This window comes from Novosphingobium resinovorum, from assembly GCF_027922145.1.
Taxonomy (GTDB): domain Bacteria; phylum Pseudomonadota; class Alphaproteobacteria; order Sphingomonadales; family Sphingomonadaceae; genus Novosphingobium; species Novosphingobium resinovorum.
The window spans coordinates 126,856-143,355 of the sequence record NZ_BSFC01000021.1 but is presented as its reverse complement, the minus strand read 5'-3'; the positions used below and the strand labels follow the sequence as shown (position 1 = coordinate 143,355).

Sequence of the window (16,500 nt, the reverse complement as noted above, 5' to 3'; positions counted from 1 at the left end):
TACGATGCAGGCATTGGATCGCCAAGGGGGCTTCGTGATAACCTCTGCACGCCTTACCATCGACCTGGAGGCTCTCGCAGCCAACTATCGCCTTGTCCGCGACCGGGTGGCGCCTGCGCAGGCCGGCGGAGTCGTCAAAGCGGATGGCTACGGCCTCGGTGCAGTTACGGCAGCGCAAACGCTCATGGCTCAGGGTTGCCGCCATCTTTTCGTGGCCCTCTTCAGCGAGGCGGAAGCCCTGCTGCCGAATCTGACGGGCGAGGCGCAAATCTATGTTCTCAACGGTCTGCTTCCGGGGCTGGATGCGCAGTGCGCCGAACTGGGTGCCATCCCGGTGCTCAATTCTCTGGACCAGATCGAGCGCTGGTCCGCTCAGGCGCTCCTGCGAAGCGAGACGCTGCCTGCAGTCCTTCAGGTCGATACCGGCATGTCGCGCATGGGGCTGCCCCCCGATGAGATCGCGCGCCTGGTCGTCACGCCGAGCCTGCTCGATGGGATCGAACTGCGCTTCATCATCAGCCATCTCGCTTGTGCCGATGATCCGAATGACCCGGCAAACGCGGCTCAGCAAGCAAGCTTCGAGGCGGTTGCTGCGCAGTTCCCCGATGTTCCCCGAGCACTCGACAACAGCGGGGGAACGTTCCACGCTCGCGGGCATTTCGACCTCGTGCGCGCAGGTATCGCCCTTTACGGCGGGAACCCCGGGACCGGGCCGAACCCGATGCAACCGGTCGTAGGCCTGGAGGCACCGATTGCGCAGCTGCGCACCATCCAACCGGGTACGGGCGTGGGTTATGGTCTGACATTCCATGCCTCGCGCGAGACGCGCATCGCGACGATACCGGTGGGCTATGCCGATGGCTGGCCACGCTGCCTCGGCAATCGCGGTGCGGCCTATATCGCGGGGGTTAGGGCGCCGATCGTCGGGCGGGTGTCGATGGACAGCATCACGCTCGACGTCACCGACGTTCCGACCGAGCACCTGTATCCCGGCGCCCCCGTCGAACTGATAGGCCCGAACCAGACTGTCGATCAGGTCGCATCCGACGCCGGCACGATCTCCTACGAAATCCTCACCCAGCTCAGCCACCGCTACGATCGGGACTATCGCCCCGTCCGAACGCGCGCGCTCGACCGGAGCAACATCGCATGAAGATCGTCATTCTCGGCAGCGGAGTCATCGGCGTCACTTCGGCATGGTATCTGGCCGAGGCGGGGCATGACGTGGTCGTGATCGACCGGCAGGAGGGGCCTGCGCTGGAAACCAGTTTTGCCAATGCCGGAGAGATCTCACCGGGCTATGCCTCGCCATGGGCCGCGCCCGGGATCCCGATGAAGGCGGTGAAATGGCTGATGATGAAGCACGCGCCGCTAATCCTGCGGCCGCACGCCGACATGGCCATGCTGCGCTGGCTTGTCGCCATGCTCGGCAATTGCAATGCGAGAGATTATGCGATCAACAAAAGCCGCATGGTGCGCCTCGCGGAATTCAGCCGTGATTGCCTGATCGCGCTGCGCCGGGAAACCGGTATCCGCTACGACGAGCGCAGCCAAGGCACCTTGCAATTGTTCCGCGAGCAAAAGCAACTCGACGGCATCGGCAAGGACATCGCCGTTCTGAAAGCGGACGGTGTTCCCTTCGAGGTGCTCGACCGCGCTGGCTGCATCGCTGCCGAGCCGGGACTTGCCGCCAGCACCGCGCCGATCGCGGGAGGGTTGCGGCTGCCTAATGACGAGACGGGTGACTGCTTCAAGTTCACCAATGCTCTGGCGGCAATGGCTGCAGCGAAGGGCGTCGAATTCCGCAATGGAATCAACGTTCAACGGCTGGTCGAAGAGAGTGGCCGGATCGTCCGGGTAGAGACGGACAAAGGCACGGTCTCCGCAGATGCCTTCCTTGTCGCGATGGGTAGTTTCTCACCGCAGTTGGTGGCGCCGCTCGGTGTTCGGCTGCCTGTCTACCCGGTCAAGGGGTACTCGTTGACAGTACCGATCATCGACGAGGCGCGGGCGCCCGTCTCGACTCTGCTGGACGAGAGCTTCAAGGTGGCAATCACTCGTCTGGGGGATCGCATCCGTGTAGGTGGAATGGCAGAAATATCAGGTTTTTCCCGTGACTTGCCACCTGAACGGCGCGCCACGCTGGAACATTCGGCGGGGTCGCTGTTCCCCGGCGGGGGCGATCTGGAAGCCGCAAGCTTCTGGTGCGGGCTGCGGCCGATGACGCCCGACAGTACCCCGGTGATCGGTCCGACGCGCATCCCGAACCTGTTCCTCAATACCGGACACGGCACGCTGGGATGGACCATGGCTTGCGGTTCGGCCCACGTCATCACCGACCTCATCGCTGGTCGCCGCCCTGCGATCGAGGCTTCCGATCTTGCGATCAACCGTTATTGAGCGGCACTCAACGGCACTCAAGAGGACCACACATGACGATAACCCGCATCGATCAGGGCGCGCGCATGAGCGAAGCGGTGATCCATGGTGACACCATCTACCTCGCTGGCCAGATCGGCAATCCGGGCGAGAGCGTCGCCGAGCAGACCCGCGTGGCGCTCGCCGAGATCGACGCGCTGCTGGCGCGCACCGGCAGCGATCGCGACCATTTGCTATCGGCCACGATCTGGCTCGCCGACATGGCGGACTTTGCGGAAATGAACGCGGCCTGGGACGCATGGATCGCCGGCCACCCCGCGCCTGCCCGCGCGACCGGCGAGGCGAAGCTGTTCGAACCCGGCTACAAGGTCGAGATCATCATGATCGCCGCCAAGGCGTAACCCAACCCGGCTGCGTCGGGGCGCCTGTCAGGGCAGGCGCTTCAGCGTGGCCAGATCGACCGCGTCGCCCATCGCCTTCAGCCCCGCGTCGTTGGGGTGGAGGTGATCGCCCGGATCGAATTCGGGCCTCAGGTCGGATGGCGCGGCGGGGTTGCGCACGGCCGCCTCGAAATCCACGATCCCGTCGAAGACCCTGCCGCTGCGGATCGCGGCGTTGACCGACTGGCGCACCCGCTCCTTGACCGGCGACATGTACCCGGCGCGCAGGGCCGGGGTCATGGTCCCGCCGATCACCTTGATCCCGAGAGCATGGGCGCGCTCCACGAACTGACGGTAGCCGTAGAGCAGTTGTTCCGCCGTCACCGCGTCGGGGCCGGTTTCCGTACCTGCGCCGATGTCGTTGATGCCTTCGAGGAAGATCACGTGGGTGACGTTCGGAACGCTGGCCACGTCGCGCCAGAAGCGGTCGAGCGCGGAGTTCGCCCGGCCCGCTTTCAACACCCGATTGCCGCTGATCCCCATGTTGACGACGCCGCAACGCTGGGCGGCGGGAAGGGAGGCGAGCCGCTCGGCCAGACGGCCGGGCCAACCGCGCGTCTGGGGCGAAAGGCCGAGGAAGCCGTCAGTGATCGAATCCCCGAAGGCCACCACGGTGCAAGGTGCCTGCGGCGAACGCACCGACACCAGCGAGAGATAGGGCCTGACCTTGATCGGCGTGAAGCTCGCCCCCGGCGTCGCGGGCGCGAAGGCCATCTCCATGCCGAGGTTGGTGCGACCGGGCCGCGTCGGGGTAGAGAAGGTCACGCTGACGATCACGTCCTGCGCATTGTGGAACGGCGCGAGGATCGGATCGCTGATCACCGTTCCACCCTTGGGCAGCGCCACCGCCTGCAATCCCGAGAAGCGGATCGGATGGACCGGGTTCGCCCCGGTCTCCGTCCCCACCGGCCCCGATGGACTCGCGATCGTCACCGCGCCGATCGCGATTGCCTTGTCTCCTTCCGCGTTACTGAAGGTGAGCTGCATTGCATCGCCTGCCTGCGTCAGCCGCACGCGGTAGCGGTAAGTTCCGGCGGGCTGTTCCGGTTCTCCCGTACCACTGTCGGCCGGGGCATAACCCCATGCGCCAGCCCATTTTACAGCTGCGTGGGCCGGAACGGAGATCAGGGCGGCTCCGCAGAGGGCGGCCAGAAACATCTTGGTCTTCATGCCGCCTCTCTTGTCGGAGCAGCCGGGCCACTGTCCAGCCCCTTTGGAGGGTTGTGATGCGGTGAGGGTAGGTGTGACGCCCTCCGTCTCCGCATCCCCTTGTTCATTGCGAAGCCCTAAGGGCCGAGGCAATCCAGGGCAATTGCCAGCCGGCCGCCGCTTACTTCTTCGCCGCCGGGACCACATCCTTGGGAGCCCTGAACCGTGAGCGGATCAGGTCGACCTCGACCGGAACGGCGGCCAAGGTCGCAATGCCTGCCAGCAGGGCAATTGCGGAAACATGCACCGGTATTCCCATTTCATATGGCGGCAAGCGCGTACAGGTCGCGACGTTTCGCGAAGTCTTCCAGATCGAATCTGACTGCCATGACGAGGAGCCGGATCAGGAGATCAGACGCGGAACGGACATCGTACGGATCGAGAAGCGCGCATCGGGATGCTCCACGCCGTCACGGTGAGCGTCTCGCTGCTGCACGACACCGTTCTTGCCGAAGCCCTCGACCACCGGGCGGTCGGTCTTGCTCGACAGCCAGAGGCGCAGGAGATGGCGCTTGCGCTGGGGTTCGGGCCAGTCGAAGAACTCGGTGCGCGAATGGAGCGCGGCGTAGTTCGACAGCCACTGGATGTCTCCGGGCCGGAAGTCCATGGCGATCGCCATGCCCGGCTCGTACGTGATCTCGTCGAAGAGGCGTAGCACTTCCAGCTGGTCCTCGGTCAGCTTCGGCACGCCGGGGTACTCTTGCGCCGTCACGATGTAGAGCGAGCCTGCGTACATCGAGAACACCCCGTCCTCGACGCTCACCACCGGGGAGGTATAGGTATCGGCCGGAGCCTCCTGGTCCTGTCGCCGCCAGTCCCAGTGGAACGGCTCCAGCAGTAGATGCGCAAGGTCCGGTCGGCGGCGCAGGATTTCGTTGTAGATCTCCGCGCCCGAGACCAGACACGACAGTCCGCCCTCGCGGGCGCCGCGCAGGCACATCAGCGCCACGATGTCCGAACTGTCGGAATGATAGACCAGCTTGTCGCGCACCTTGGAGGACTTCGCAGTGGGATCGTCCATCGTCTTGTCGCTGGTGGCGTAGACGTGGTCGAGCAGGTCGCCCATCTCGTTCTGGCGGATCGGATCGCCCATGTGCAGGCCGAGCACGTAGTAGATCGCGCAGGATAGTGCGTCCGAATAAAGGTCCGAGCGCAGCCCGCGCACCAACACGAAGCCGCGTCCGAAATCCACGTCGTCCCGCCATGCAGCCACCGCTTCTGCACAGGCGAGCAGCGGGTAGTCCTGTGCCTGTACGAAGCGAAGGTCCGGGTCGTCCTCGAGGAAGCGCTTTCCCAGCGTTTCCAGTTCGGCGAGCTGGGCCGCATCGAGTTCGTAGACCCACTCCTGCCCCTCCATGAGACGGTCCCCGCGCCACGCGGCGGCGGTCAGCACGGGGCCAAGAGCGGAAGAACGGACTTCGGCGACGGTCATGCGGCATGTCTCCTGTGACGAGTAGCGGCACTCTAGGCATGACAGCAAAGCGATGTCTTGATGCTGGACGCACGCGAACGTGCGCGAAAACACCCTGAGGACCAACGCCGTAACCCGTTTCTGTGCACTGATTTCGGTTCAAACCCTGCGCATCGGGCTGATTTACGTTGACTAAGTGATTTTTTGTATACTAAAAATGCAAAATGTAGCCGTGTTGATTCGACGGCTCACCGGGAGCTTATGCGATGGCGGCGAATGCTGCGCTGGAAGACAATTACGCCGGAGCATTCGGCGGCAAGGCCGGTTTCGGGCAGCGCCCGGCGTTGATCCTGATCGATTTCGTCGAAGCCTACTTCGCTCCCGACAGCCCCCTCTATGCCGGGGTCGAGACCGCGCTTGCATCGGCGCTGCGGATACGCAAGGCCGCTCGGGTGGCAGGCGTGCCGGTGATCCTGACCAACGTGATTTATCATCCCGGCGGCGTCGACGGCGGCCGCTTCTTCGAGAAAGTGCCCGCGCTCGAGGCTTTCGTAGCAGGCAACCCGATGGGGGCATGGCCCAAGGGGCTGGAGCCGCAGACGGACGAGATCGTGCTGTCCAAGCAGTACCCCAGCGCGTTCTTCGGAACTTCGCTGGCCGCGACGCTGACCGCGCGGGGCATCGACCAGGTGATCCTCGGCGGCCTGTCCACCAGCGGCTGCGTGCGCGCGACTTGCGTGGATGCCATGTCGCACGGCTTCCGCACCGCCGTCGTCGCCGACGCCTGCGGCGATCGCCATCCCGAGCCGCACAAGGCCAACCTCTTCGACATGAACGCGAAATATGCAGACGTCGTCTCGGAAGAGGCGATCATCACCTATCTGTCCGAACTGGAGACCATTCGATGACCGCGATCGAGATCGTCGAAGTTGCCCCGCGCGACGGCTTGCAGAACGAGAAAGTTCTCGTCTCGCTGGAAGACAAGGCCGAACTGATCCGCCGCCTGATCGACTGCGGCGCCCGCCGGATCGAGGTCGGCAGCTTCGTGAACCCCAAGAAGGTGCCGCAGATGGCGGGCACTGACGAACTCCTCGCCATGCTGCCGCGCCGGGGCGACCTGACGTACGTGGGCCTCGTCATGAACATGCGCGGGCTGGAGCGCGGTCTCGCCGCCGGTATCGACGAAGCGGGCGCGGTCTGCGTCTCGACCGACGGTTTCGCGATGCGCAACCAGGGCCAGACCAGCGACGAATCCATCGCCGTCGCCTCCGAAATCGTGCAGGCCGCCAAGGCAGCGGGCAAGAGCGGTCAGGTGACCATCGGCGCCGCGTTCGGCTGCCCGTTCGAAGGCGAAGTGCCCGCCGAACGCGTCGTCGCCATGGCCCGCAAGCTCGCCGAAGTGGCCCCGCGCGAGATCGCGCTAGCCGACACCATCGGCGTCGCCGTGCCCGCCCAGGTATCGCGCCTCGTAACCCAAGTGCGCGAGGCGATCGGCGGCATTCCGGTCCGCGTCCACCTCCACAACACGCGCAACACCGGCATCGCCAATGCCTGGGCCGCGATCGAGGCGGGGGCGACCACGCTCGACGCCGCGCTTGGCGGGATCGGCGGCTGTCCCTTCGCGCCCAACGCCACCGGCAACATCGCCACCGAAGACCTGCTCTACATGCTGGATCGCTCGGATGTCGCGACCGGCTACGACCTTGCTGCCGCGATCGGCCACGCCAAGTGGCTGGAAACGATCATGAACAAGCCCCTTCCCGCAATGGTGAGCCGCGCCGGCTCGTTCCCGCAGACCATCGAACAGAAAGCCTGACCGCCATGGACACCCCTAACACCGGAGCCTTGACCGACATCCGCGTGGTCGAACTCGGCCAGCTCATCGCAGGGCCGTTCTGCGGCCAGTTGCTGGGCGACATGGGCGCCGAAGTCATCAAGGTCGAACCGCCGCAGATCGACGGGAAAGGCGGCGGCGACCCCATGCGCAACTGGGGCCACGGCGACGCCAAGCTGTGGTGGGAAGTGGTCGCCCGCAACAAGAAGTCGGTCAGCGCCAACTTGCGCGTGCCCGAAGGTCAGGAGATCGTGCGCAAGCTCGTCGCCCACGCCGACATCCTGATCGAGAACTTCAAGCCCGGCACCATGGAAAAGTGGGGCCTCGGCCCGGACGTGCTGCATGAGATCAACCCGCGCCTGATCATCGTGCGCGTTTCGGGCTACGGCCAGACCGGGCCGTATTCCTCGCGCGCGGGCTTCGGCGGCATCGGCGAGGCCATGGGCGGATGGCGCTACATCGTCGGCGATCCCGACCGCGCGCCGAGCCGCATGGGCGTCTCCATCGGTGACAGCCTTGCCGCGACTTACGGCTGCATGGGCGCGCTGGCCGCGCTCCACGCCCGCGAGCGCACCGGCAAGGGCCAGGTGGTGGACAGCGCGCTCTACGAGGCGGTGCTGCAGGTCATGGAGAGCCTGGTGCCCGAGTACATGGTTTCCGACCATGTCCGCAAGCGTACCGGCTCGATCCTTGAAGGTATCGCGCCGTCGAACGTCTATCCCACCAGCGACGGCGAGTACCTGATCGGCGCTAATCAGGACGCGATCTTCAAGCGGCTGTGTCAGGCCATGGGCCGCCCCGAACTCGGCACCGACGAGCGCTATGCGACCCACGTGGCACGCGGCGAGCGCCAGACCGAGTTGGACGATCTCATCTCCGATTGGACCCGCACGCTGACGGTGGACGAACTGGAGGAGAAGATGATCGAATTCTCGATCCCCGCCGGCAAGATCTACCGGGCGCCGGAGATGCTGTCCGACCCGCACTTCGCCGCGCGCGAGGCGCTGATCGACGTCGAGCATCCGCAGTGGGGTTCGTTCAAGATGCAAAACGCCTTCCCCAAGCTCTCGGCGACGCCGTCTTCGGTTCGCCGCCGCGCGCCGCTGGAGATCGGGCAGGACAATGCCGAGATCTACGGCGACCTGCTGGGCATGAGCGAGGACGAAATCGCGGCCCTGAAGGCCGGCGCGGCGATCTGATCACTATCCTCCCCGTTCCGCAGGAATGGGGAGGGGGACCGCCCGCGAAGCGGGTAGTGGAGGGGGATAACCCCTCCGGCAGCCCTGCGGGTGCTACCTCCCCATCGCTGCGGGACAGGGAGGATAAGGGGGCAATCACCCCTCCGCAGGCTCCAGCCTGGCGTGAAGCGCGCGGCGAATGTGCGCCGTCATCAGCGCTTCGGCCCAGTCGGGATCGCGCTGGGCCAGGGCGGTCGTGATCTCGACGTGCTCGCGGTAGCTGCGCAGCAGTTGCTCGCGGCTGTAGGCGCGCACCGTCTGCTGTACCACCGGCTGCAACACCAGCTTGCCGAGCAGCGAGGCGAGGCGGTCGGAGGCCGCCGTCTCCAGGATCAGCGCGTGGAAGCGGGCATTGGCGGCAAGGTAGGCGGGCAGGTCGAAGTCTAGCGCCTCGATCACCGTACGCATCGCCTCGTTCGCGGCGTTCAAGCCGGAGATGACGCTCGCGTTGGCGCGGGTGGCGGCGCGGCGGACGGCGTAGGCTTCGAGCATGCCGCGCAGCACGAAGACTTCTTCCAGATCGTCGTTGTTCCACTCGGCGACGAAGGAGCGCTGGCTGTCGGTGCGGCGGACGAAAAGTTCGGCCTCAAGCTGGCGGATCGCGGCGCGAACCGGGGTGCGCGAGACACCGCACAAGGTCGCCAGTTCCTCTTCCTTCAGCTGCGTGCCGGGCGCGAGTTCGCCTGACAGGATGCGGCTGCGCAGCTCTTCGTAGGCCTGATCGCTGGCTTTCGACACTCAAAACCTTCCCGGCACACAACGGCACTCAACGGCACACAAGGGGGCCACAGCGTTACCTTAACCTCCGCGAACGACGGCTTCGATGCGCACGGCAACCCTCACGATGATATGCCAACGGAGGTCTTGGAGAAAGTGCTTTGTATACTAAATAGTCCTCCTCTCGTCATTGCGAGCATAGCGAAGCAATCCAGGCAGTTCTGTGTCGCCCTGGATTGCTTCGCTATGCTCGCAATGATGGAAGTGGGGTTCTACCACCGCCCTCCCAGCGCGCGGAACAGATCGACTTGCGCGAAGGCGACCTCGCGTTTCGCGGCTGCGGAATCCGCTTCGGCGCTCGCCAGCGTGCGCTGGGCGTCGAGGACGTTGAGCGCATCGATCTGGCCCCGGCTCTGGCGGGCGAGGCTGACGTTGGCCGCGCGGTTCGCCGCGTCGCGTGAGGCGGCGAGGCGTTCCTGCCGGAGCAGGGCGTTGCGGTAGGCGGACAGGGCCGTCTCGGTTTCGCCCAGCGCGGTCAGCACGGTGCCGTCGAAGGTGGCGAGGTCGGCCTTGGCGTCGGCCTTGCTTTCGTTGATGCGGGCGCGGATCGCTTCCTGGTTGGGGAAGGCCCACGAGATCAGCGGGCCGAGCAGCCAGCGCAGCGGGCCGCCGCCGAACACGTCGGTCGCGCCGACCGCCGTGGTGCCGATCGAGCCGCCCAGCGTGATGCGCGGGTAGAGGTCCGCCGTCGCCACGCCGATGCGCGCGGTGTCGGCGGCGAGGCGGCGCTCGGCGGCCTTCACGTCGGGGCGGCGGGCGAGCAGCGTGGCGCCGTCGCCGACCGGGATGGGGGTGGCGACGTTGGGGGTGGTGTCGCGGGCGATCACGCTGTCGGGCAAGTCTTGCGGGGTGCGGCCGGTCAGGACGGCGATGCGGAACAGGGCGGCGTCGCGGCGGGCCTGAAGCGTCGGGATGGCGGCAGCCTGCGCCTCGCGCAGTTGGGTGACGCGGATGACGTCCAGCTTCTGGTTGAGGCCGCGTTCGAAGCGGGCATTGGTGATACGCTCCGAGCGGGCGAGCAGGTCGACGGTGCGCTGGGCGACGTCGATCTGTTCGTTGGCGCTGGTGGCGTCGACATAGGCGCGCACGGTGTCGGCGACCACCGTGACACGCACCGCGTCGGCGTCCTCCTGCGCGGCGGCGAGGTCCGCGCGCGAGGCTTCGATACCGCGCTTGACGCGGCCGAACAGGTCCACCTCGTAGTTCACCGAGAGCCCGCCATCGACCCGGCGGCCCTCGCGGTCGAAGCCGGGCAGCACCTGGCTTTCCGACACGCGGCCGTACGTGCCGGTGGCGCTGAGGTCGGTGGAGGGCAGGCGGTCGGCGCGCGATCCGCGCAAGGTGGCGCGGGCCTTCTCGATGCGCGCCACGGCGACACGGATGTCGGTGTTGGCGGCCAGCGCGTCGGTGACGAGGGCGTTCAGCGCCGGGTCGTTGTAGAGCTTCCACCAGGTGTCGTCGGGGGCCGCCGTGGTGACGTCCGCGCTTTGCACGCCGACGAACGGGGCCTCGGCCGAAGCGGGCGGGGTCGGGGCCACATGGTCCGGCCCGACGGCGCAGGCGGAAAGGGCGGTGGCGGCGAGGAGGGCCGCTAAAGTCTGCTTCATCATCGGATATGTCCTGTGTCGATGAAATCGTGAGGTGGGCGGCCGTGCTTCGACAAGCTCAGCATGAGCGGAGGTTGGGGGATTTCGCGAAGCCTTGGGCGAGGGGGCGGGATAAATCCCAACCCCGCTCGCCCTGAGCTTGTCGAAGGGCCTCGGCGCCGCCCTTGCGTTACTCAGCCGGAACCGCGTGGAGGTCCGCGTGAGCCCCGCGCGGACGGCGGCGCAGCTTTTCCGCCAGACCCCGGCACACCACGTAGAACGTGGGCGTGAACAGCAGCCCGAAGCCGGTGACGCCGGTCATGCCGAAGAACACCGCCGTGCCCAGCGCCTGCCGCAGTTCCGCGCCGGCGCCTTGCGCGATCACCAGCGGGACTGCGCCCAGGATGAACGCGAAGCTGGTCATCAGGATCGGACGCAGGCGGGTCTGCGCGGCGTAGACGGCCGCCTCGACGATGCCCATGCCCTGTTCCTCCTCGGCCTGCTTGGCGAATTCGACCACGAGGATCGCGTTCTTGGCCGCCAGCGCGATCAGCACGACGAGGCCGATCTGGGTGAGGATGTTGTTGTCCATGCCCCGCAGGTTCACGCCCGCCATGGCCGCGAAGAGGCACATCGGCACGATCAGCACGATCGCCAGCGGCAAGGTCAGGCTTTCATACTGCGCGGCCAGCACGAGGAAGACGAAGACCACGGCCATGCCGAAGACGATCGCCGCCGTGTTGCCCGCCGTCACCTGCTGGTAGGCGATGCCGGTCCATTCGAAGCTGTAGCCCGAGGGGAGCGTCTCGTTCGCGACCTTCTCCATGGTGGAGAGGGCCTGTCCGGTCGAGAAGCCAGGCGCCACGCTGCCGTCGACTTCCACGGCGGGGTGCAGGTTGTAGCGCACCACGCGGTAGGGGCCGGTCTTGTCCTGGAAGGTGGCGACCGAACCGATCGGCACCATCGCGCCGGAGTTCGAGCGGGTCTTCAGGTTGGCAAGGTCGGCGATCGAGCCGCGGCTGCCCTGATCCGCCTGCGCGGTGACGCGGAAGGTGCGGCCGAGCAGGTTGAAGTCGTTCACGTAAGCCGAGCCGAGGTAGACCTGCAGCGTCTCGAACACGCGCTCGGGCGGGATGCCGAGCATGTCGGCCTTGCGGCGGTCGATGTCGGTGAACACGCGCGGGGTGTCCTGGTTGAACAGGGTGTAGACCTGCGCCAGATCCTTCTGCTGGTTGGCCTTGCCGATCACGCCGCCCGCCGCCTTGGCGAGTTCGGTGTAGCCGCGACCTTCGTTGTCCTCCACGATCATGCGGTAGCCGCCCGGGGGGACGATGCCGTTGATGGTCGGCGGCGGAATGACGAGGACCATGGCCTTGTCGTAGCCCTTCAGGGCCTCCTGTGCCTGCGCCATGATCTCTGCGCCGGTCACGCCCAGTTCCTTGCGCTCCTCGAAGCTCTTGAACGGGAAGTAGATCGCGGCCGAATCCGGCGATGCGGTGCGCGAGGGGCCGTGGAAGCCGGCGAACATCACCGCGCCGCGAATGCCCTTGATTGGCAGGAGACGCTTGGCGATGTCCTTGGTCACTTCATCCGTGCGCTCCAGCGAGGAGCCCGAGGGCAGGAACGCGGCGGCAAGGAAGTAGCCCTGGTCCTGCTGCGGGATGAAGCCGGTCGGCGTCGCCCAGAACAGGCCCACGGTTCCGGCGATGAGGGCGGCATAGGTCGCCATCATGCGCGTGGGGGCCTTGACCAGACGCAGGGTGAGGCGCGCGTAGCTGGCGCTCATGCGGTCGAAGCCGTGGTTGAACTTGTCCGCGCCCGACTGGAGCACGCGGCGCCAGCGGGGAGCTTCGGGTCCGACCCGCTCCTTGTGCTTGAGCAGCAGCGCGGCCATCGCGGGCGAGAGCGTCAGCGACAGCACCAGCGAGATCACCGTGGCGGTCGAGATCGTCACTGCGAACTGCTTGTAGAACTGGCCCGAGATGCCGGTGATGAACAGCGTCGGCACGAACACCGCGCAGAGGACCAGCACGATCGCCACCAGCGCGCCGGACACTTCGTCCATCGAGCGGCGGGCGGCTTCGAGCGGGGTCAGGCCCTCCTCGATGTAGCGCTCCACGTTCTCGACCACGACGATCGCGTCGTCGACGACGATGCCGATGGCGAGCACGAGGCCGAACAGCGAGAGGTTGTTGAGCGAATAGCCCACCGCCATCAGCATGATCGCGGTGCCGACCAGCGAGACCGGGATCGCGAGGATCGGGATGATCGCCGCGCGCCAGTTCTGCAGGAACACCAGGATCACGAGGACGACGAGGATCACCGCCTCGAACAGCGTGTGGTACACCGCGTCGATCGACTGGCCGATGAACTCGGTGGGGTTGTAGATGACCGAGTATTCAAGCCCCTTGGGGAACTTGGCCTGCATGGCGTCCATCTCGGAACGCACCAGCTTGGCGGTTTCGAGCGCGTTGGAGCCGGGGCGCTGCATCACCGCCATGACGACGGTAGGGTTGCCCGAAAGGTAGGTGTTGGTGGTGTAGTCCTGCGCGCCCAGTTCCACGCGGGCGACATCGCGCACGCGGACCTGATGGCCGTCCGCATCGGTGCGCACGATGATGTCGGCGAACTGCTGCGGCTCGGTCAGGCGGCCCTGCGCCTCGACGCCGATCTGGTAGGCGTTGCCCTTGTCGAACGGGGGCGCACCGATGGCACCCGCCGAAATCTGCACGTTCTGCGCGCGCAGGGCGGCGACGATCTCGCCGGCGGTCAGGTTGAGCTGCGCGGCGCGGCCCGGATCGATCCAGATGCGCATGCCGTAGTCGCGCGCGCCGAAAGTCTGGACGTCGCCCACGCCGTCGAGACGGGCGAGGCGGTCCTTCACTTGGGTCAGCGCATAATTGGAGATGTAGTCGCGGTCGTACGTGCCGTCGGGCGACTGCAGGTTGACCACCATCAGGAAGTCCGGGCTGGCCTTCTTGGTGACCACGCCCATCGAGCGCACTGCGTCGGGAAGGCGCGGTTCGGCGATGGCGACGCGGTTCTGCACCAGCACCTGCGCGGCGTCGAGGTCGGTGCCGATCTTGAAGGTGACGGTGATCGTCACCTTGCCGTCGCCGGTCGACTGCGAGTCCATGTAGAGCATGTTGTCGACGCCGTTGATCTCCTGCTCGATCGGAGCGGCGACGGTGTCGGCGACGGTCTCGGCCGAGGCGCCGGGATACTGCGCGTTGACCGTGACGGTGGGCGGAACGATGTCCGGGTACTGGCTCACCGGCAGGCCGATGAACGCGATGGCGCCGACGATGGTGATGATCACCGCGACGACGCCCGCGAAGATCGGACGGTCGATGAAGAAGCGGGAAAGTCGCATTGGGAGTGCCCCTGATGGGCGCGCGTCAGTCCGGGCTGCGGGCGGTGTGCCTGCAACTTGGGAAGCCGGGCGCGCCGGTTGGCGCGAAAGTCGGGTAAGCGGAGCCCCGGCGCCCTTTGCTGGGGACGCATGGGTTCCGCGCAAAAACTCCCGTCATCCCCGCGAAGGCGGGGACCCATCTGATGCCCGTTCGACAGGCACCGGCAGGAGATGGGTTCCCGCCTTCGCGGGAATGACGGGTCTGTTACTGTGCAGTCATCAGTTGAACGTCGCCTGCGCCGCCGCCGGCTCGGCCGGCGCCGGAGCGCTTTCGACCTTGCCGCGCTCGATCCGGCCCACCTTGGTAGTCACCTTGGTGCCCGGGATCGCCGCTTGGTAGTTCGAGACGATCACCGAATCGCCCGCATCCAGCCCGGAACGGATCACGCGCAGGTCGTCCACCAGCGGCCCGACCTCGACCGGCTTGGCGGCGACGGTGCCGTCCTTGCCGACGACCATCACCACCTTGCGGGTCTGGTCCGAACGCACGGCGGCGTCGGGAACCAGCGTCGCCTTGACGGTTCCGCCATTGGCGAGGCGCATGTTGCCGAACATGCCAGGCGTCAGGAAACCGTCCTTGTTGTCGAGGCTGGCGCGGATGCGGATGGTGCCGGAGCTGGGGTTCAACCCGTTGTCGGTGAAGTCCAGCTTGCCCTTCCAGCGATAGGCGGCTTCGTCCTGAAGACGCACCTCCACGTCGGAAGTGGCGCCCTTGGCCTTGTCGCGCTGCGCCTTGAGGAACAGCGATTCAGAGGCGTCGAAGGTGAAGTAGATCGGGCTGACGGCGTTGATCGTGGTCAGCAGCGTGGCGTTCGCCCCGGCATCGCCCGAGACGAGGTTGCCCGCGTCCACCCGGCGATCCGACACGCGGCCCGAGATCGGCGCGCGCACGGTGGCGAATTCCACATCGAGGCTGCGCGAACGCACCCGCGCCTGAGCCGCCGCAAGAGCAGCCTCGGCGGCACGGACGCGCGAGCGCAGGTTGTCGACTTCGCTGGCGGCCATCGCCTCGTCCCCGGTCAGACCGGCGACGCGAGCATAGTCCGAACGGGCGAGCGCGAGGGTGGCGCTGGCCGAAGCCGCATCCGCCCGCGCTTCGGCGAGCGAGGCGGCGTAAGGGCGCGGATCGACCACGAACAGCGCCTGTCCGGCCTGCACGTAGTCACCGTCCCTGAACAGCACCTGGGTAATGGCGCCCGAGACGCGCGGACGCACTTCGACCGTCTTGCTGGGGGCGAAGCGGCCGACATAGTCGTCCCACTCGGTGACGTCCTTCACCAGCGGATGGGCCACCTGCACCAGTGCGGGCGGGGGTAGGGCAGCGGCGGGTTCGGTGCCGCCGATGAACTTCCAGCCAAGCCCGGCGACCGCGACGAGCGCCAGCGCGCCGATGGCGATCTGGGCACGTCGTGATCCGGTGCGCTGCTCGGTGGTCTGTTCGCCGGAAGCGTATTCGGAGGGGATTTCGAGTTTGGTCGCGACTGTCACGCGGCGATGCTCCGGAAGGGGGCGCGGGTGCGCCCGATGGTGTCGATGACGGCGCCGATCTTGGCCTCGGACCAGCCTGCTGCGCGGGCTTCCTTCAGCGCCGAGACCGGCAGGGTGTAACCATGGTGCCAGGCGCGCACGGCCAGACGGCGCAGCGCTTCGAGGCGTTCGTTCGCCAGCGTGGGCGAGGGCGGCGTAGGGCCGAGGACGAACCGCAGGAACCAGCCGCGCTTGCGCGCCGGTTTCAGCGACTGCATCCCGTCGGTCCGCGCAAGAGCGAGGATGCGCCGCTCGGTAAGGGTCAGCGGCTCGCTGGCGGTGTTGGCCGATGGGGCCAGCGAAATGGGCAGCGCCTGCAGCGCTGCATCGGAAAAGTCGATGAAGGCCATATCCGTGCTCCTGCGTAAGTAGGGCGAGTTCGGGTGTGCCCCGGCGCGCACCCCGGGACAGGGGGGAAGGGTGCGCGCCGGGGCGGCTTCCGGCTTGGGGCAGCCGGAAGGATGCGGGTAAGGCTCTCCCGAGGCCGGACACGCGAATGTCCAGTCGTCGGCATGAGCCGGATGTGTGTCATCGAGCCGCTTCCCGGGTGGGAGTGCAACTGTCAGGCGGCCGGTCAGGACCGGTCGGTGATGGGAATACCCGAGGCCGGGGGGAGGCGATTCGGGCGGTTCGTTTCTATACCAAGCGGTATATATTCAGGTCCGGGTCACGTCAAGCGGCTTTCTG

14 protein-coding genes are annotated in these 16,500 nt (G+C 66.6%); 6 read left to right on the top strand and 8 right to left on the bottom strand.

The window, feature by feature from the left end; all coding sequences use genetic code 11:
• Positions 1-4 precede the first annotated feature (4 nt).
• Genes alr through PKE80_RS13120 form a run of 3 tightly spaced genes read left to right on the top strand, consistent with a single transcriptional unit; the run spans position 5 to position 2,780 of the window.
• Positions 5-1,153, top strand: a complete 1,149-nt coding sequence (gene alr, locus PKE80_RS13130) for an alanine racemase (protein ID WP_271182847.1) — start codon at positions 5-7, stop codon at positions 1,151-1,153.
• The gene (locus tag PKE80_RS13125; protein WP_271182846.1) at positions 1,150-2,400 is read left to right on the top strand and encodes a D-amino acid dehydrogenase; all 1,251 of its coding nucleotides are present in this window, start codon (positions 1,150-1,152) and stop codon (positions 2,398-2,400) included. The genes alr and PKE80_RS13125 overlap by 4 nt, the downstream gene beginning before the upstream one ends.
• Positions 2,401-2,432: 32 nt before the next feature.
• Positions 2,433-2,780, top strand: coding sequence for a RidA family protein (locus PKE80_RS13120; RefSeq protein ID WP_271182845.1), 348 nt, complete (start codon positions 2,433-2,435; stop codon positions 2,778-2,780).
• A 27-nt stretch (positions 2,781-2,807) separates the two neighbouring features.
• On the opposite strand, the gene PKE80_RS13115 is transcribed toward PKE80_RS13120, so the two are convergent.
• From PKE80_RS13115 to PKE80_RS13105, 3 genes are all read right to left on the bottom strand, one after another.
• Positions 2,808-3,989: an SGNH/GDSL hydrolase family protein gene (locus PKE80_RS13115; protein WP_271182844.1), complete on the bottom strand. Its 1,182-nt coding sequence runs from the start codon at positions 3,987-3,989 to the stop codon at positions 2,808-2,810.
• Positions 3,990-4,149: 160 nt separating this feature from the next.
• Positions 4,150-4,287 (bottom strand): hypothetical protein, encoded by a 138-nt coding sequence (locus tag PKE80_RS13110; protein WP_271182843.1) that lies wholly within the window; start codon positions 4,285-4,287, stop codon positions 4,150-4,152.
• Positions 4,288-4,371: 84 nt separating this feature from the next.
• On the bottom strand, positions 4,372-5,460 hold the full coding sequence (locus PKE80_RS13105) for a TauD/TfdA family dioxygenase (RefSeq protein WP_271182842.1): 1,089 nt from the start codon (positions 5,458-5,460) through the stop codon (positions 4,372-4,374).
• Positions 5,461-5,705: 245 nt separating this feature from the next.
• On the opposite strand from PKE80_RS13105, the gene PKE80_RS13100 reads away from it, so the two are divergent.
• From PKE80_RS13100 to PKE80_RS13090, 3 genes are read left to right on the top strand one after another with little or no spacing between them, the layout of a single operon-like run.
• Positions 5,706-6,347, top strand: a complete 642-nt coding sequence (locus PKE80_RS13100) for an isochorismatase family protein (protein WP_271182841.1) — start codon at positions 5,706-5,708, stop codon at positions 6,345-6,347.
• The gene (locus PKE80_RS13095; protein WP_271182840.1) at positions 6,344-7,255 is read left to right on the top strand and encodes a hydroxymethylglutaryl-CoA lyase; all 912 of its coding nucleotides are present in this window, start codon (positions 6,344-6,346) and stop codon (positions 7,253-7,255) included. Before PKE80_RS13100 ends, PKE80_RS13095 begins: the two co-directional genes overlap by 4 nt.
• 5 nt (positions 7,256-7,260) lie before the next feature.
• Positions 7,261-8,472 carry a CaiB/BaiF CoA transferase family protein gene (locus PKE80_RS13090; RefSeq protein WP_271182839.1) on the top strand — a complete coding sequence of 404 codons (1,212 nt, stop codon included), beginning with the start codon at positions 7,261-7,263 and terminating at the stop codon, positions 8,470-8,472.
• Positions 8,473-8,607: 135 nt separating this feature from the next.
• Here the strand turns inward: PKE80_RS13090 and PKE80_RS13085 are convergent, their stop codons facing one another.
• From PKE80_RS13085 to PKE80_RS13065, 5 genes are all read right to left on the bottom strand, one after another.
• The gene (locus PKE80_RS13085; RefSeq protein WP_271182838.1) at positions 8,608-9,249 is read right to left on the bottom strand and encodes a GntR family transcriptional regulator; all 642 of its coding nucleotides are present in this window, start codon (positions 9,247-9,249) and stop codon (positions 8,608-8,610) included.
• Positions 9,250-9,500: 251 nt separating this feature from the next.
• Entirely contained in the window at positions 9,501-10,898 is a 1,398-nt protein-coding gene (locus PKE80_RS13080; RefSeq protein ID WP_271182837.1) for an efflux transporter outer membrane subunit, read from the bottom strand.
• 166 nt (positions 10,899-11,064) lie between these two features.
• Positions 11,065-14,247 carry an efflux RND transporter permease subunit gene (locus tag PKE80_RS13075; protein ID WP_271182836.1) on the bottom strand — a complete coding sequence of 1,061 codons (3,183 nt, stop codon included), beginning with the start codon at positions 14,245-14,247 and terminating at the stop codon, positions 11,065-11,067.
• Positions 14,248-14,505: 258 nt separating this feature from the next.
• Positions 14,506-15,774, bottom strand: coding sequence for an efflux RND transporter periplasmic adaptor subunit (locus PKE80_RS13070; protein ID WP_008832407.1), 1,269 nt, complete (start codon positions 15,772-15,774; stop codon positions 14,506-14,508).
• Positions 15,771-16,163, bottom strand: coding sequence for a hypothetical protein (locus PKE80_RS13065; protein ID WP_271182835.1), 393 nt, complete (start codon positions 16,161-16,163; stop codon positions 15,771-15,773). Before PKE80_RS13065 ends, PKE80_RS13070 begins: the two co-directional genes overlap by 4 nt.
• Positions 16,164-16,500 lie beyond the last annotated feature (337 nt).

What these genes read in the sequence shown, in the direction of transcription:
- alr (WP_271182847.1), top strand. Translation starts at nt 5, where the DNA reads ATGCAGGCATTGGATCGCCAAGGGGGCTTCGTGATAACCTCTGCACGC.
- PKE80_RS13125 (WP_271182846.1), top strand. Translation starts at nt 1,150, where the DNA reads ATGAAGATCGTCATTCTCGGCAGCGGAGTCATCGGCGTCACTTCGGCA.
- PKE80_RS13120 (WP_271182845.1), top strand. Translation starts at nt 2,433, where the DNA reads ATGACGATAACCCGCATCGATCAGGGCGCGCGCATGAGCGAAGCGGTG.
- PKE80_RS13115 (WP_271182844.1), bottom strand. Translation starts at nt 3,989, where the DNA reads ATGAAGACCAAGATGTTTCTGGCCGCCCTCTGCGGAGCCGCCCTGATC.
- PKE80_RS13110 (WP_271182843.1), bottom strand. Translation starts at nt 4,287, where the DNA reads ATGGGAATACCGGTGCATGTTTCCGCAATTGCCCTGCTGGCAGGCATT.
- PKE80_RS13105 (WP_271182842.1), bottom strand. Translation starts at nt 5,460, where the DNA reads ATGACCGTCGCCGAAGTCCGTTCTTCCGCTCTTGGCCCCGTGCTGACC.
- PKE80_RS13100 (WP_271182841.1), top strand. Translation starts at nt 5,706, where the DNA reads ATGGCGGCGAATGCTGCGCTGGAAGACAATTACGCCGGAGCATTCGGC.
- PKE80_RS13095 (WP_271182840.1), top strand. Translation starts at nt 6,344, where the DNA reads ATGACCGCGATCGAGATCGTCGAAGTTGCCCCGCGCGACGGCTTGCAG.
- PKE80_RS13090 (WP_271182839.1), top strand. Translation starts at nt 7,261, where the DNA reads ATGGACACCCCTAACACCGGAGCCTTGACCGACATCCGCGTGGTCGAA.
- PKE80_RS13080 (WP_271182837.1), bottom strand. Translation starts at nt 10,898, where the DNA reads ATGATGAAGCAGACTTTAGCGGCCCTCCTCGCCGCCACCGCCCTTTCC.
- PKE80_RS13075 (WP_271182836.1), bottom strand. Translation starts at nt 14,247, where the DNA reads ATGCGACTTTCCCGCTTCTTCATCGACCGTCCGATCTTCGCGGGCGTC.
- PKE80_RS13065 (WP_271182835.1), bottom strand. Translation starts at nt 16,163, where the DNA reads ATGGCCTTCATCGACTTTTCCGATGCAGCGCTGCAGGCGCTGCCCATT.